The sequence below is a fragment of the Bradyrhizobium sp. SZCCHNS1050 genome (assembly GCF_032484785.1).
Lineage (GTDB): Bacteria > Pseudomonadota > Alphaproteobacteria > Rhizobiales > Xanthobacteraceae > Bradyrhizobium.
The window spans coordinates 4,589,063-4,603,254 of the sequence record NZ_JAUETR010000001.1 but is presented as its reverse complement, the minus strand read 5'-3'; the positions used below and the strand labels follow the sequence as shown (position 1 = coordinate 4,603,254).

11 protein-coding genes are annotated in these 14,192 nt (G+C 66.5%); 3 read left to right on the top strand and 8 right to left on the bottom strand.

All coding sequences use genetic code 11. From position 1 onward, the window contains the following. Positions 1 to 16: 16 nt before the first annotated feature. The 3 genes from QX094_RS20775 to QX094_RS20765 form a co-directional block, all read right to left on the bottom strand. On the bottom strand, positions 17 to 742 hold the full coding sequence (locus tag QX094_RS20775) for a GntR family transcriptional regulator (protein ID WP_315718189.1): 726 nt from the start codon (positions 740 to 742) through the stop codon (positions 17 to 19). Between the two features lie 18 nt (positions 743 to 760). Then, complete coding sequence (locus tag QX094_RS20770; RefSeq protein WP_315718187.1) at positions 761 to 2,623, bottom strand: TRAP transporter large permease subunit; 1,863 nt, start codon at positions 2,621 to 2,623, stop codon at positions 761 to 763. Positions 2,624 to 2,695: 72 nt separating this feature from the next. Further along, positions 2,696 to 3,712 carry a TRAP transporter substrate-binding protein gene (locus tag QX094_RS20765; RefSeq protein ID WP_315750324.1) on the bottom strand — a complete coding sequence of 339 codons (1,017 nt, stop codon included), beginning with the start codon at positions 3,710 to 3,712 and terminating at the stop codon, positions 2,696 to 2,698. Between the two features lie 170 nt (positions 3,713 to 3,882). Between QX094_RS20765 and QX094_RS20760 the strand changes: the two genes are divergently transcribed. The 3 genes from QX094_RS20760 to QX094_RS20750 are packed head-to-tail and all read left to right on the top strand — an operon-like array spanning position 3,883 to position 7,260. Continuing rightward, positions 3,883 to 4,893, top strand: coding sequence for a Zn-dependent oxidoreductase (locus QX094_RS20760; RefSeq protein WP_315827050.1), 1,011 nt, complete (start codon positions 3,883 to 3,885; stop codon positions 4,891 to 4,893). A 14-nt stretch (positions 4,894 to 4,907) separates the two neighbouring features. Continuing rightward, positions 4,908 to 6,389: a mannitol dehydrogenase family protein gene (locus QX094_RS20755; protein ID WP_315718182.1), complete on the top strand. Its 1,482-nt coding sequence runs from the start codon at positions 4,908 to 4,910 to the stop codon at positions 6,387 to 6,389. Between the two features lie 58 nt (positions 6,390 to 6,447). Continuing rightward, positions 6,448 to 7,260 (top strand): TonB family protein, encoded by an 813-nt coding sequence (locus QX094_RS20750; protein WP_315718180.1) that lies wholly within the window; start codon positions 6,448 to 6,450, stop codon positions 7,258 to 7,260. A gap of 24 nt (positions 7,261 to 7,284) precedes the next feature. Here QX094_RS20750 and QX094_RS20745 read toward each other — a convergent pair whose 3' ends face one another. The 5 genes from QX094_RS20745 to QX094_RS20725 all read right to left on the bottom strand — a co-directional run bounded on the left by QX094_RS20745 (position 7,285) and on the right by QX094_RS20725 (position 14,064). After that, a complete protein-coding gene (locus tag QX094_RS20745; RefSeq protein WP_315827052.1) occupies positions 7,285 to 8,700 on the bottom strand; it encodes an FAD-binding oxidoreductase in 1,416 nt (471 codons plus the stop codon). 120 nt (positions 8,701 to 8,820) lie between these two features. Continuing rightward, positions 8,821 to 10,482 carry an ABC transporter ATP-binding protein gene (nikE, locus tag QX094_RS20740; protein WP_315718178.1) on the bottom strand — a complete coding sequence of 554 codons (1,662 nt, stop codon included), beginning with the start codon at positions 10,480 to 10,482 and terminating at the stop codon, positions 8,821 to 8,823. 46 nt (positions 10,483 to 10,528) lie between these two features. Continuing rightward, positions 10,529 to 11,389 (bottom strand): ABC transporter permease, encoded by an 861-nt coding sequence (locus QX094_RS20735; protein ID WP_315827053.1) that lies wholly within the window; start codon positions 11,387 to 11,389, stop codon positions 10,529 to 10,531. Between the two features lie 5 nt (positions 11,390 to 11,394). Continuing rightward, positions 11,395 to 12,426: an ABC transporter permease gene (locus tag QX094_RS20730; protein WP_315750318.1), complete on the bottom strand. Its 1,032-nt coding sequence runs from the start codon at positions 12,424 to 12,426 to the stop codon at positions 11,395 to 11,397. Between the two features lie 18 nt (positions 12,427 to 12,444). Next, positions 12,445 to 14,064, bottom strand: a complete 1,620-nt coding sequence (locus QX094_RS20725) for an ABC transporter substrate-binding protein (RefSeq protein ID WP_316175848.1) — start codon at positions 14,062 to 14,064, stop codon at positions 12,445 to 12,447. Between the last annotated feature and the right edge of the window lie 128 nt (positions 14,065 to 14,192).

Sequence of the window (14,192 nt, the reverse complement as noted above, 5' to 3'; positions counted from 1 at the left end):
TGAATCAAGCGCGCGATCAGCGCCGCCGCCGTGCCCGCGTGCGCGGTTCGGCCTGCGACATCTCCTCCTGCCGGGCAAAGATGCCGTCAGCGCGGCGAAACACCTCGCGCAGATGCCGGCGCATCGCCGCGACCGCCTGGGCCTCGTTGCAGGCGGCCAGCCCGTCCAGGATCTCCTGATGCTGCGCGATCAGGAGCGGAATATGGCCGGCGTCCTCGATCAAGGTCAGATGGCGGACGCGGTCGAAATGGATCTTGGTCTGACGGATCACCTGCCAGACATGGGGATGCCGGCTGGTGCGGGCGATCGTCTGATGGAACGCCTCGTCATGGACGTAGAACTCCGCCGGCGTCGCCGCCGCCTTCTGCTTGTCGATCAGCTCGGTCAGCTCGCGCAGCGCCGTCGCATCGATGTAGCGGACGGCCTCGGCAACCAGCGCACATTCGAGATGCTCGCGGATGAACTGCGCCTCGCCGAACGCCTCGCGCGACACCGGCGCCACCACGCTGCCGCTTTGCGGATAGATGCGCACGAGGTCTACATCGGCGAGCTTGATCAGCGCCTCGCGCACCGGCGTGCGGCTGACGCCGAGCCGCTCGCACAGATCGAGTTCGGCCATCGGCGTGCCCGGCGGCAGCGCGCCGGAGACGATGTCCTCGAGCAGCCGCTCGTAGACCTGGTCGGCGAGCCGCCGGCCGGCCTTGCCGTCCAGTCGTGTCAGCGGTGTCAGATCGTCATCCATGACGGCAGTCTACCCGATTCACAGGAAGCCGATCGAGATCCATGGCAGGAACACGATCAAGAGCAGCGCAACGACGAGTGCGGCGAGATGCGGCCAGACGTGGCGGATGACCTCGTCCGGCGAGGCGCGGCCGATGGCGCAAGCGAGATAGAAGCCGACGCCGAAAGGCGGCGTGAACAGGCCGAGACCCATCGCGAACACCGCGATGATGGCGTAGTGCACCTCGTGCACGCCCATCATGCGCGCGATCGGGAACAGCAGCGGCCCGAACAGCACCACCGCCGGCACGCCCTCGAGCACGCTGCCGAGCACGACGAAGGCGAGCGCCGAAATCAGCAGGAAGCCCCAGCGGCCGCCGGGCACAGCCACCATGAGGTCCACGAGCTGCTGCGAGAAGCCGGACTGGGTCAGCGCCCAGGCCATGCCGGTCGCAGCCCCCACCACCAGCAGGATCGCGCCGGACAGCGACGCCGTATCGACCAGGATGGGATACACCCGCTTCCAGTCGAACTGGCGATAGACGAAGATGCCGACCAGCACGGTGTAGATGACGCCGATCGCCGCGACCTCGGTCGCGGTGGCGACGCCCTCGACCACAGCCGAACGGATCACGATCGGCAGACCGAGACCGGGAATAGAGATCGCAAACAGCCGCAGCCGCGTCTTGGCATCGAAACGCTGCGCGCCGCTCATGTCCTCCTTGCGCGTCTGCAGGAAGACGACGACGGAGAGTGCGATCAGGCCGACCACCGCCGGCAGCAGCCCGCCGGTGAACAGCGCCGCGATCGACACGCCCGTCACCGATCCGACCGTGATCAGCACGATCGAGGGCGGGATCGTTTCCGACATAACGGCCGAGGCCGACAGCAGCGACACCAGGTCGCCTTCCGAGCTGCCGCGCTGCTTCATCTCGGGAAAAAGCGCCGGCGCGACCGCGGCCATGTCGGCCGCCTTGGCGCCGGAGATGCCGGAGACCAGGTACATCGCGCCGAGCAGCACATATTGCAGGCCGCCGCGCAGATGGCCGATGAGCGAAACCAGGAACAGGATCATCGCCCGCGCCAGCCCGGCGATCTCGATCAGCGCACCCAGCAGCACGAACATCGGCACCGCCAGCAGCACCATGTGCGACATGCCCTCGCTGACCCGGCCAGGAACGATCAGGACCGGCACGGTCGTGCTGAAATGCAGATAGGCCACGGTGGCGAGCAGGAAGGTGAAGGCGATCGGCGTGCCGATCACCATGGCGCTGGCGACGAGCACAAAGAAGAAGATGAACAGATTGTAGTTGCCGAGATCCTCCAGCACAGGTGCGGCCGCATAGAGCGCCCCTGCACCGGCGAGCACCAGGGCCAGAGCGCCGACGATCTGCATGAGGCTCGCCTGCTGGATCAGCCGGTCGACCGCGGTGAGCAGCATCAGCAGCACGCCGACCAGCATCGCGGCCTCGCGATAGCCTTCGCTGATCTCGAGCACGGGCATCTGGCTGATCAGGTGGCTTTCGAGGTGGTGCCAGGACGGCATCACCAGCGCGACCAGCACGGTGCAGACCAGCATCAGGCCGAGCGCGTCGGTGCGCGCCCGCCACGCCGGCGACAGATTGCGGACGAAGGCGGTGAGCCGCATGTGCTCGGCGCGTCGCAATGCGACGACGGCGCCGAGCATCGCCAGCCACACGAACAGCACGGTGGCGAGTTCGTCGGACCAGATCAGCGGAGCATTGAACACGTAGCGCGCGGCCGTGGCCGCACCGAGCAGGACCAATTCGGCGACCACGATCGCGGCGGCCAGCGCCTCGACGGCGCGGCCTAGCAGATGATCGAAACGCGCAAAGGCACCATGCGACGGCACCGAGGTCGTCGCGGTCATGTCAACGGCCATTCCACCCTCCCCGCAAGATCCTGCTGATGTCCGCGCATGCGGACATGCATCAGGGATGCAACGGCAGCTCGCTCAGAGCTGGCCGACCGATTTCTCCAGCAGGCCCCACGCCTCGGCGCCGAACTTGGTCTTCCACTCGGTGTAGAAGCCGGCGGTGCGCAGCGCGTCGCGGAACGGCTTGGTGTCGACCTTGTTGAAGGTCACGCCGGCGGACTGCATGTCCGCCTGCGCCTTCTCGTTGAAGCTCTGGATGTCCTGGCGCTCCTTGACGGCGGCCTCCGACAGCGCCGCGGTGATGGCGTCGCGGACGTCGGCAGGCATGACATTCCAGCGCGCTGCATTGGCGAAGATGTAGTGGCCGTCCCAGATATGGCCTGATAGCGCGATGTACTTCTGCACCTCGTAGAGCTTGGCGCTCTGGATCAGCGCCAGCGGATTCTCCTGGCCGTCGACGATGCGGGTCTGCAGGGCCGCATAGAGCTCGCCGAAATTGATCGGCGTAGGAGCCGCGCCGAGCGTCTTGAACAGCGTCACCCACAACGGATTGCCGGGCACGCGGATCTTGAAGCCCTTGAGATCGTCGGGCGAGGCGATCGGCTTGGCGCCGGAGGTGATGTTGCGATAGCCATTGTCGAGGCATTTCGGGAGCACGTGCAGGCCGACCTTGGCGAACTCGCCGCGCACATGGTTGCCGAGATCGCCGTCCATCGCCGACCACACCTGGTCGTAACTCTCGAACGCGAACGCCACCGCATTGATCCCGCCGATCGGCACCACCGTCTGGTTCACACCTGACGTCGACATGAAGTCGAGCGCGCCGCTGCGCACCTGCGAGAACATGTCGGGCTCGCTGCCGAGCTGGCTGTTCGGATAGACCTGCAGGTCGACCAGACCATTGGTCTGCTTCTTGATGACCTCCGACGCCTCGATGATCCGGACGACGCCGGGATGGGTGGCGGGAAACGCCGTGCCGTAGCGCAGGCGATACTTCGCCGACTGCGCCCGGGCGGGCGTGAACGCCAAGGCCGAGGCTCCCGCGAGCGCGGTGCCGACGAAACTGCGACGAGACATGGATGTGGGCAAAGACACTGGCAAACCTCCCCTGCCGGCCCGCTGCGGGGCCTTTGTATGTCATTCCTGTATTCCAAGCCTATAAGGGATACCAAATAGGCTTTCAATCAAAAACTTGTATCCAAGACTTGGGATTGCTATACGACGGCAGCTCGCGGTCGAAATGGGCGAGAAGGATGGAGGAGCGCGTGAAGAGCCTCGTGGTGGAGCGGCCCGGCCGCCTGTCGATCGAAACGCGCCCGGTTCCCGAGCCTTCGGCAGGCGAGGTCCGCATCAAGGTCGAGCGCGCCGGGATCTGCGGCTCCGACATCCACATCCTCCACGGCAGCAACCCGTTCGCGCGCTATCCGCGCGTGATCGGCCATGAATTCTTCGGCCGCATCGACAAGCTCGGCGACGGTGTCAGCGCACGGCTCGGCGCCCGCGTGGTGGTCGATCCCGTGGTGGCCTGCGGCCAATGCTATCCCTGCTCGGTCGGCCGCCCCAACGTCTGCGCCCATCTCGCCGTGCTCGGCGTCCACCGCGACGGCGGCTTTTCCGAATATGCCTGCGTGCCGGCGGCCAACGCGCATCTGCTGCCGGACAGCGTCGACGACGACAAGGCGCCGCTGGTCGAGCCGTTCTCGATCGCCGCCAACATCAGCGACCACACCCGCGTGTTCGCCTCTGACGTGGCGCTGGTCTATGGCGCGGGCCCGATCGGCCTGACCGTGATCCAGGTGCTCAAGCACGTCTACGGCGTGAAGCAGCTGATCGTCACCGATCGCATCGATGCCCGGCTCGAAGCGGCGCGGCACAACGGCGCCGACCGCGTCATCAACACCGCCAGCACCGCCCTGCCCGAGGCCCTCGCCGCGGCCGATGTGACGCCGACCTTGATCATCGATGCCGCCTGCCATCCCGCCATTCTCGCCGAGGCCATCGAGATCGCCTCGCCTGCGGCACGCATCGGTCTGCTCGGCTTCTCGGCCGAGCCGTCGACCATCGTGCAGCAGAAGGTGACCGCCAAGGAGCTCGCGATCCACGCTTCCAGGCTCAACAGCGGCAAGTTCGCCAAGGTCGTCGACTGGTTCGCGCGCGGCACGCTGCAACCCGAGCGTCTGATCACCCACCGCTTCGGGCTCGACGCCTACGCCGCCGCATTCGAGACGTTCGAGCACAACCAGACCGAATGCTGCAAAGTGCAGCTGATCTTCTGACGAGCCGATACGCCATGGACCGCCTCGGCCCCTCAACGCTCCACCGCCTGCCCGCCGGCATCCTCAGGCCGGACTACGACCGCGCGGCGGTCGCAACCGGCATCGTCCATCTCGGGCTCGGCGCGTTTCATCGGGGCCATCAGGCGCTCTATACCGACACGTTGCTCAAGGACGATCCGCGCTGGGGCATCCTCGGCGTCTCCCTGCGCTCGCCCGACACCCGCGATGCGCTGGCGCCGCAAGGCGGGCTCTACAGCGTGACGGCGAGCGACGGTGCCGGACATCAGCGGCGCGTCATCGGCGCGCTCACCGGCCTCGCCGTGGCGCCGGAAGATCCCGCGGGCCTGCTCGCGCGCCTCGCCGATCCCCGCGTGCGCATCGTCTCCACCACCGTGACCGAGAAGGGCTACAGCCACGATCCGGCGACCGGCGCGCTGCGCGCCGACGATCCCGACATCCGTCACGACAGCCTCAATGTCGGCCACCCCCGCAGCACGCTCGGCGTCATCACAGGCGGCTTGCAGCTGCGACGGCAACAGGGGCTGCCGCCCTTCGCCGTGCTCGCCTGCGACAACCTTCCGGCCAACGGCCATACCTTGCGCGGCCTCGTCATCGCCTTCGCCGAACTGATCGACCGCGATCTCGCGGCATGGATCGCGGACAAGGTCCGCTTTCCCTCGACCATGGTCGACCGCATCGTGCCGGCGACCACCGATGCCGACCGCGCTGAGATCGGCGCCGCGCTCGGGCTCGACGATGCCTGGCCTGTCGTGACCGAGCCGTTCAGTCAATGGGTGATCGAGGACGATTTCGGCGGCGACCGTCCGGCGTGGGACCAGAGCGGCGCCCAGTTCGTCCGCGACGTCGCGCCGTTCGAGCTGATGAAGCTCCGGTTGCTCAACGGCGCGCACTCCACCATCGCCTATCTCGGCTATCTCATGGGCTGCGAGACGGTTGCCGCGGCCATGGCCGAGCCCGACCTCGCCGGGCTCGTCGAGGACATGATGTGCGACGAGGTCACGCCGACTCTGCCCGCGCTCGGCGGCTTCGACGTGACAGCCTATCGCGCCGCACTGCTGCAACGCTTCCGCAATCCGGCGCTGAAGCATCTGACAGCGCAGATCGCGATGGACGGCTCGCAGAAGCTGCCGCAGCGCCTGCTCGGCACCATCAGCGACCGGCTCGCCCGCGGCCAGCCGATCACCCGCCTCGCGCTCGCCGTCGCCGGGTGGATGCGCTACGTCAACGGCACCGACGAACACCGCCAGCCGATCGCGCTGCGCGACCCGCTGGCGGCCAGACTGCGGGCCCTGGCGGATGACGCCGGCCCGGTTGCGGGCCGGCTTGCGCCTGCATTGTTGTCGGTCACATCGGTGTTCGGCACCGAGCTGCCGAACGATCCTCGCTTCACAGATGCCGTGGAAACCGCGCTGGAAAGCCTGCTGAAGACAGGAACTCGGATCACGGTGGCGCAGACTCGCCGGACCGCGCGCTGATCCTGACCTGGTCGCCGAAGACGGACTGTCGACCAGGATCTACGGACGAAAGCGAGCCATGTCTGCCCGCTTAATCCCTCACGACACCAACCAACGAGCAAGCTACATTGATCCGCAGAAGAATGAGCGGGCTTCAATGCGATACTTCGGTCTTGGTCTCCTGATCCTGATTTCGATATCCGCGGCAGCGCTTGCAGACGAAGCCGCGTTCAAGCGTCAGCTCTACCGGCATCTCATGGCAAATTCCTGGGCGATCCCAGAACGATTGAGAACCAAGACAGTTCACGTGGGAGTTGTCTTTTCGATCGATCGGGACGGCAAGATCTTGAACGCGACGATTGACCAGAGCTCCGGCTCGGCCGACGACGATGCAGACGTTCTCGCAGGGCTGCGGCGCATGCGACCATTTCCGCCCGTCCCGGACGACCTGAACGTGCCGTTCGAGATCAAGACGACGTTCAATCTGGGCATGCAGAAGCGCATCGCCCATGTAGAGCTGCAATGGCCTCCAACCTCCGACACGTCCGGCCCCGAGATCTCCTATCGCAGCGAGGTCCAACACCAGTTGCGGATCGGTCCGCTCGTCCTGTCCGACGATGTCAAGAACGCCACCGAGATCCGCTCGATCATCACCTTTTCGATCGATCGCGACGGAAACCTCATCGACGTGAAAATGACCAAGACTTTTGGCGTGAAAGCCGTCGACGATCAGACGATCGCTTGGCTCCGGTCGGTCCAACCTTTCCCAAAGATCCCGGCAGAGCTCAGGGCGCCGATGAAACTGACAGCTGAGCTGGTCATCTCTCCCAAGGGAATCTGGAACGACGAAGAGACCCGTCGAAAGGTCAACGGCGTCTGCCGGGGCTGCTGACCAGAACGTCGTGGAGAGTTTGCCTCACGTACCCGGCAGCAGCTTGCCCGGGTTCATCAGCCCATGCGGATCGAGCGTGCGCTTGAGCTGTTGCATCAGCTCTAGCTCGAGCGGCGGCTTGCACAGCGGCATCTCGGATGTACGGAGCTGGCCGATGCCGTGCTCGGCGCTGATCGAGCCGCGGCGGCGGGTGATCTCGTCATGCACGAGGCGTGTGATGCGCGGGCCGTGGGCGTAGAACGCGTCCTCGGTCATCGCCAGCGGACGCATCAGATTGTAGTGCAGATTGCCGTCGCCGAGATGGCCGAATACCATCGGGCGGATGCCGGGCAGCGCCGCGCCGACCGCCGCGTCCATGACGTCGACGAAATCGGCGATCTCGGCGACCGGCACGGCGATGTCGTGCTTCAACGCCTTGCCCTCGCGCACCAGCGCCTCCGACACGCTCTCGCGCACGCGCCAGAATGCCTTCGCCTGCGTGCCGTCCTGCGCGACGACGGCGTCGGCGACGAGGCCCTGCGCCATCGCCTCCCCCAGCGCGGTTTCAAACCGCGTGGTCAGCGCGCGCTCGTCGCCGATGTCGCTGAGCTCGATCAGCACGGCGGCCTCAGGCAGCGCCGCGAAGGGCAGCCGCGTGTCCGGCATCTGCCGCAGGATCATCTCCAGCGTCGCCGCGGTCAGGAACTCGAACGCCGACAGGCGATCGCCGCAATGGGCGCGTGACAGCCGCAGCAGCTCCAGCGCGGCGGCCGCATCGGCGAGCGCGACGAAGGCCGTGGCGCGCGCGGTCGGCTGCGGAAACAGTTTCAGCACCGCGCCAGTGATGATGCCGAGCGTGCCTTCCGAGCCGATGAAGAGATCGCGCAGCGCATAGCCGGTGTTGTCCTTGCGCAAGGCGCGCAGGCCGTCCCAGATGCGGCCATCCGGCAGCACCACTTCGAGGCCGAGCGTGAGCTCGCGCATCACGCCATAGCGCAGCACGGCGACGCCGCCGGCGTTGGCCGCGAGATTGCCGCCGACGGTGCAGCTCCCCTCGGACCCGAGGCTGAGTGGAAACAGCAGGCCGGCCGCGCCGGCGGCCTCCTGCACCTTCGCCAGCACGACGCCGGCATCGACCACCATGGTCTGGCCGATGGGATCGAGCGCGCGGATGCGGTTCATCCGCGCCAGCGACAGCACGATCGCCCCGCCGCTCGCATCCGGTGTCGCGCCGCCGGACAGGCTCGTGTGGCCGCCCTGCGGCACCACGGCGACGCGGGCCTCGGCGCAGGCCGCCATGACCGCGGAGACCTCTGCCGTCGACGCAGGACGCACGACGGCGATGGCAGCGCCACGATACTTGCCCAGCCAGTCGCGCAGATATGGCGCCTGATCTTCGGCTGCGACGAGAACATGCGCTGCGCCGACGGCGCTCTGCAGCCTTTCGATCAGCTCCGTCATGACGCGCGATCCAACCCTTTGATGACCTGAGATGGCGATGCGCACAAACTAACAGCTCCGCCGATCGCGGCCCCAATACCAAGTTGTCCGCCGTCCATAATCGATTGTTATGGGCGAGGATCAGGCCGGTGCCAGCGCCATCGGCGGGTCGATATGCGGGACGGCATCGACCAGCTCGCGCGTGTAGTCGGTCTGCGGATTGGCGAACAGCGCCCGGCTCTCGCCCTGCTCGATGATGAGGCCTGTGCGCAGCACGATGGTGCGGTCGCACATCATGCGCACGACATTGAGATCGTGGCTGACGAACAGAAATGCGAGGTTGTCCTCGCGCCGAAGCCGGTTCAGGAGCTGCAGCACCACGGCCTGCACGGAGACGTCGAGCGCCGCGGTCGGCTCGTCCAGCACCAGCAGACGCGGCCGGCAGGCGATGGCGCGGGCGATTCCGACGCGCGCCTTCTGCCCGCCAGAGAGCTGATGCGGAAAGCGCGACAGCAGCTCGCGCGGCAGGCCAACACGCTCGGCGCATTCCTCGACCCGCCGGCGCAGTCTGTCGCCTGAGCGCATGTTCATCAGTCGCAGCAGCGGATGGGCGATGCAGTCGAACGCCGTGTAGCGCGGATTGAGGCTGTCGTTCGGATCCTGGAAGACGATCTGGATGTCCTTGCGCAGCTCGGAACGGTGGAAGTCGCGCGCCGGGATCTGGCCGATCGACTGGCCGTCGAACAGGATCTCGCCGGCGCTGGCATCGATCAGCCGACAGATCATGCGCGACGTCGTGCTCTTGCCGGAGCCGCTCTCCCCGACCAGGCCGACGCTCTCGCCGCCGCGCATGGTCATAGAGAAGTCCGCGACGCCCACGGTGCCGTCGTCGAAACGCTTGCTGACAGTCCTGACGTCGAGCAGCAGCGGCGTGCCGTGCGGCGGGGGCGGCAGCTCCGTCACCGCGACCAACGGAATGCGCTCGCCGTCCGGCACCAGATCCTCAATGCGCGAGGTCGCCGTCGGCGACGCCGCGACCAGCCGTTTGGTGTAGGGGTGCTGCGGCCGATGGAACAGCGTGAGCGGCTCGGCCTCCTCGACCAGCCTGCCCTGCTCCATCACCACGACGCGCGCGCAGTAGCGCGCGGCCAGCCCGAGATCATGCGTGATCAGGATCGTCGCCATGCCGCGGTCGGCGGCGATATGAGCGAGCAGGTCCATCACCACCTTCTGCGTGGTGACGTCGAGGCCGGTGGTCGGCTCGTCCGCGATCAGCAGCTGCGGGCTGCAGGAGATCGCGATCGCGATCATCACCCGCTGGCACATGCCGCCGGAGAGCTCATGCGGATAGGCGCTCATGCGCCGCTCGGGATCGCGGATCTGCACGGCCTTCAAGAGTTGCAGCGCCTCGGCCTGCGCCTCCTGCCGCGACAGCCGTCTATGCGCGAGGATCGCATCCGCAATCTGCTGGCCGACGGTACGGATGGGATTGAGGGCCGCGCGCGGGTTCTGGAAGATCATCGCCATCGCAGCACCATGCAGGCTGCGCAGATCGGCGCCGCCGGCGCGGGTGATGTCCTGGCCCTTGAAGCGGATCCGGCCGCCGGTGATGCGGCCGGCCTTGTCGAGCAGATGGGTGATGGCAAAGCCGGTCACCGATTTGCCGGAGCCGCTCTCGCCGACGAGGCCAAGCATCTCACCCGGTGCGAGCGACAGGGACACGCCGCGCACGGCCTCGACGATACCACGGCGGGTGGAGAAGGAGACCTTGAGGTTCTCGACCTCGAGCAGCGGTGCGCTCACGTTCTCATCCTCGGATGCGCCACGCTGATCATCTTCAATTCGCCCGTCATGTGCGCATCCGGGGATCGAGGATATCGCGCAGGCCGTCGCCGAGCAGATTGAAGCACAGCACCGCGCTCATCAGCGCAAGTCCGGGAAACGCCACCAGCCACCAGCGCCCCGTGGAGATGAAGCGGGCGCCCTCGGCGACCATGATGCCCCATTCCGGCGTCGGCGGCTTGACGCCGAGGCCGATGAAGGAGAGGCCCGCGGCATTGAGGATCGCCCAGCCGAGATTGAGCGACATCTGCACCGCCATCGCCGGCAGCACGTTCGGCAGCAGGAAACGCAGCACGACAGCGACATGGCTCTCGCCGCAGGCCCGCGCGGCCTCGACCCAGCCGAGGTTGCGGCGAATGTTCACCTCGGCGCGGGCGAAGCGGATGTAGAACGGCAGGTTGATGATCGCGGTCGCGATCACGATGTTCTCGACCCGATTGCCGAGCGCGGCGACCATCGCCATCGCCAGCACGAACAGCGGGAACGCCATCAGCACGTCGACGAAGCGGCCGACCGCCTTGTCGAGCCGGCCGCCGGCATAGCCGCAGAGTGCACCGATCACCGAGCCGAGCGCGAAGGACACAGCAACCGCCGTCACCGCGATCGTGAGGTCGAGCCGGCTCGCGACGATCAGGCGGCTGAGCACATCGCGACCGAGCTGGTCGGTGCCGAACCAGTGCGCCGCGCTCGGCGGCTGCAGCGCCTGCGGTACGTCGGAGACGACCGGATCATAGGGCGCGAGCCACGGCGCAAAGATCGCGATCAGCGCCAGCAGCAGCGCACCGCCAGCCGCGACAGCGGTGACCGGATTGCCGCGCAGCACGAAGGCAGTGTGGCGCAGGGTCGACGAGGTCTCGATCATGCTCATGTGACTCACGCCACCGTCGCCCGGGGATCGGCGATGCCATAGAGCACATCGACCAGCAGATTGACGATCACGAAGATCGTCGCCATCAGCAGCACGAAGCCCTGCACCGGCGCGTAGTCGGAGACCAGCAGCGCATCGAGCGCGTAGGAGGCGACGCCCGGCCAGGAGAACACCTTCTCCACCAGCACATTGGCGCCGAGCATGGTCGAGAACACGATCCCGGCGATGGTGATGACCGGCAGGATCGCGTTCCTCAGCGCATAGGTCACGACGATGCGCCACCACGACAGCCCGACCGAGCGCGCCGTGCGCACGAAGTCGCTGCCGAGCGACACCAGCATCGAGGCGCGGGTGATGCGCGCCAGCGGCGCGATCACGAACAGCGCCATGGTCAGTGCCGGCAGCATCAGCTGCCGGGCCGCCGCCCACCAGCCCTCGACATCGCCGGCGAGCAGGAAGTCGATGATCAGGAAGCCGGTCCGCGACGGCGGCAGTGTGGCGAAGATATCGATGCGGCCCGTGGGGTCCGGCGCCAGGCCGAGCAGATAATAGAACACGTAGATCAGCAGCAGACCGGAGACGAAGGTCGGAACGCAGACGCCGAGCGAGCAGAACAGCCGCACGCCGTGATCGACCAGCGAGCCCGGCCGCAGCGCAGCCAGCACGCCGAGCGGCACCGCCGACACCAGCGCGATCAGCAGCGCCGTCAGGGTCAATTCGAGCGAGGCCGGCAGCCGCTCCTTGAGATCCTTGGCGACCGCCTGCCCGGTCATCATCGAGCGGCCGAGATTGCCGCGGCCGACGTCGTAGAGATAGATCGCGAGCTGGTTCGGCAGCGGCTTGTCGAGCCCGAGCTGCCGGCGGATGACCTCGATCTCCTCCTGGCCGGCATTGGGGCCGGAGGCAAAGAACACGGCCGGATCCCCCGGCAGCACGCGCATCAGCAGGAAGGTGAAGACCAGGACCCCGAACAGCGCCGGCAGCGACGAGACGAAGCGTCGTCCCGCCCGAGCCAAGGTTGCGACGATCGTGCCCATGGTTATCAGCCGTCCCCGTTACTTGCGACTCAGGTTACGATAATCGACCTGCCGCGTGAACTGGTAGACGTAGCCGTCCACCGTCGGCTGCATCACCGCGTCCTGCGCCGCCTGCCAGATCGGGATCTGGAACATCTGGTCGAAATGGATGGCGTTGAGCGCCTTGCCCTGCTCCTCATATTTCGCCTTGTCGGCCTCAAAGCGCGCCTCCTGCGCGATCTTCTCCAGCTCGGCATTGTCAGTCGAGGAATAATTCCAGCGCTGCTTGCCCGTGTAGAAGTTGCGATAGAAATAGTCGGTCGAGGGCAGCCAGGCGACGATGCCTTCGGTGAAGAACGGCAGCTTCTTCTCGTTGATCGCGGTCGACATCTGCGCATCCGGCAGCTTCTGGATGTCCACCTTGATGCCGATCTTGGCGAGCGATTCCTTGACCAGCGCGGCCATCGGCTCGGCGGTCGCCGCCTGGCCGACATTGAAGCTGAAGGTGGTGGAGAAGCCGTCCGCCATGCCGGCGTCCTTCAGATAGGCCCTCGCCTTCTCCAGATCGAGCTTGATCGGCTGCGGGATCGGATAGCCGCCGCTCGGCGGCTTGCCGTCGGCCCACGTCGCGCCGTAGAGCGGCGCGCCGCGGCCGAACAAGGCCGCCTTGAACATGTCGTCATAGGGCAGCGCGTAGGCTATGGCGCGACGCACATTGACGTTGTCGAACGGCGGGATGGTGTTGTTCATCGAGATGAAGGTCACCGCGTTGTATTGCGGCGTCGAGATCACCTTCAGCTTGCCCTTGCCTTCGAGCGACTGCACGTCGCTCGCCTGCAGGTCGATGACGAGGTCGGCGTCGCCGCGCTCCACGAGGTTGGCGCGCGTCGCCGGTTCAGGCACCGACTGGATGATCAGGCGCTTGAACGCCGCCGGCTTGTCCGGCGCGCCGCGATTCCAGGCCTCGCTGCGCTTGGCGATCACCTGCTCGCCGGGCTTGAAGGTCTCGACGATGTAGGCACCGCTGCCGGCCGCGTTCTCCTTGGTCCAGTTCAGCGCCCATGGGTCTTCGGCCGTCGCATGCGCCTTGGCGAGCTTGGAGTTGATGATGATCGGATAGACGGTCGCGAGATTCGGCAGCGCCAGCTTGTCCGGCTTCGGCAAGGTCACTTCGAACGTCAGGGGATCAATGACCTTGAACTGATCGGCCGACGTCAGCGAGCCCGTCAGCAGTTGCGCCTTGCCGAGGATTGGCGCGGTGACGCAGCGGTCGAGCGACCATTTGACGTCCTCGGCCGTCACCGGCGAGCCGTCCTGGAACTTGGCGTCGGGGCGCAGCTTGAAGGTGATCTTCAAACCGTCAGAGCTGACCTGATAGGATTCAGCGAGCTCGCCGGTGATCGTGTCGAGATCGAACACCCACTTACCATTGAGCTGCTTGCGACCGAACGACACCAGCCGGTCGTAGCTCGACATCGACAGCGCGAAGGCCTCGCGCGTCGAGCCCGGAATGTTCGGATCGAGCGTGTTGACGGTGGCACCGGTGACATAGCGCAGAGTCTCGGCGCGGCTCTGCGCATGCGCCGATGGCGCAGCCAGCATCACCGCGAGCAAGGCGGTCGCAGCGAACAACGAACGTTTGGACATCTCGAAACTCATCGCCCTTGTTCCCTCATTGGTCTCAAAATCCGGGACTGAAATAGCCTGCCAGCGGTCACCGGCGACGCAAGCGCATCAGATGGGAGTGCATCAGATGGGAGCGCATCAGATGGGAGTTCAGCAGCAAA